Source organism: Parvibaculum sp. (genome assembly GCF_049672805.1).
Classification (GTDB): Bacteria; Pseudomonadota; Alphaproteobacteria; order Parvibaculales; family Parvibaculaceae; genus Parvibaculum.
The window spans coordinates 1-1,744 of sequence record NZ_JBATWS010000368.1; the positions used below are offsets into that span (position 1 = coordinate 1).

Annotated in this window: 2 protein-coding genes; both read left to right on the forward strand. The window is 63.7% G+C overall.

The window, feature by feature from the left end; translation table 11 throughout:
• The first annotated feature begins 126 nt into the window (after positions 1-126).
• Positions 127-1,251 (forward strand): DUF459 domain-containing protein, encoded by a 1,125-nt coding sequence (locus tag WBF74_RS11530; RefSeq protein ID WP_424439830.1) that lies wholly within the window; start codon positions 127-129, stop codon positions 1,249-1,251.
• The coding region (locus WBF74_RS11535; protein ID WP_424439833.1) for a hypothetical protein at positions 1,235-1,744 on the forward strand (510 nt) is incomplete at its 3' end. The genes WBF74_RS11530 and WBF74_RS11535, both read left to right, overlap by 17 nt.

Sequence of the window (1,744 nt, forward strand, 5' to 3'; positions counted from 1 at the left end):
GTGCCATTCCGGGGCAGGGCCATGGCCGGTTTTCAGGCATGAAGCCTGCATCTATGGGGTGTCCGGTGCTGGCGCGGTTCGTGCCGGGACGGACGCAGCACCGAAAAGCAGGAATCCGGGGGCAAAATGGCGCATCGCGCCCGCACAAAAGCGGCGGTTGCAGAGGAGCAGGGGCAGTCTGCGTCTGCGCGCCTCGTGCTTCGCCTCGTCCTTTTTACCTTTCCGCTTTTTGTTCTCGTCTGGTCACAGGCATTCGCGCAGCCGATGCAGCTTTCGCCACGCTCGCTCGATAGCGCACCGCCTGCCGGGCAGGAAATTGCGCAACCCCTCATGCCGATGGCGCAGCCGCTTTCCCCGCAGCCTCAAGCGGCTCCGGCAGAGGTTCCGGTTGCGGCGATCTCAGCCGAGCCTGCCATGACGCAGGCCGCGTTTCACATGCCCGCAAAGCCCGTTGCCCCTGCCGCCATCGCGCCGCGCGAACGCTACAATGTAGTGGTGCTGGGCGACTCGCTGGGCGATGGTCTTTGGGCGGGGCTTTATCATGTGCTGCGCAAGGACAAGCGGTTCAACGTCATCAAGAAGTCGCGCGTTGCGACCGGCTTTTCGCGGCACGACTATTTCGACTGGAATGCCGCTGTGCGCGAGATTGCAGACGAGACGCGGATCGACATTGCGGTTGTGGTGATGGGCACGAATGACCGCCAGCCCATCATGCAGGATGGTGTGCGCCATGCGCTTTTCGATGCGGGCTGGCGCGAAATCTATGAGCGCCGCGTGGATGATTTCACGGCAACGCTGAAGGGCACAGGCGCGGCGGTCTATTGGGTCGAACTTCCTGTCATGCGCAGCCTTCGCTTCGGTGGAGATATGGAACGCTTCAACGAGATTTTCGAGGCGCGTGCGCGGGCCAATGGCGTTTCCTTTGTGCATATGGATGGTGTGGCGACGGGGGCGGATGGCGGCTACACGGCCTATGGTCCGGACCGCTATGGCAGCACGAAGCTGCTCCGCGCCGATGACGGCATTCACTTCACCATGGCGGGCTATGAGCTTCTGGGCGAACGCGTGGCGAATGCGCTGCTTGCCGATATTGAAGGTGGAGAAGCGCCGGCGGCACTTGTCTCTGCCGAGCCGCTCATGCTGCGCGAAGCGGCGTCGGCTGCCGAACCCGAAAAGGCTTCAGCCTATGATATGGCGGACAGGCGCCCCGGCAGGTCGGATGACTGGCTCTGGCTTGGCGCGACAAACTAGGCGGCCCTTTTTCTGGCGAGGCCCGCTGCTCGCGGCGCTTCTTTCGCTGACGGGTGCTTCTGCAGCGCGCGCGGCGGAGTGTACCGTTCCGGCGGGGCTTGCGCATTTTCATGCAGCCATGAGCGCGATCGAGGCAGGGGAACGGGCGCGACCTTTGACCGTGCTGCATCTCGGCGACAGCCATATATCCCTCGACAATTTCACGCGCGGGTTGCGCGCCCGATTGCAGGCGCGCTTCGGGGATGCCGGTCGGGGGCTGATGGCCGGAATCCCCTTTCGCTATTACGCACCGGATGGCTACACGCTCGGCATGACCGGGCCATGGGAGGTGTTCTCAAGCCTTCCTGCAGATGCGAGCGGGGCTTTCGGCATTCAGGGATTTCGCGTGGAGGCAGAGGCGCGCGATGCGGTGATGTCGCTTGCAGAGGCACTCCCTGTTTCATCGGTCGAGATCGAAGCCTATGGCGGGCCGGAGACGGGCGCGCTGTTGCTC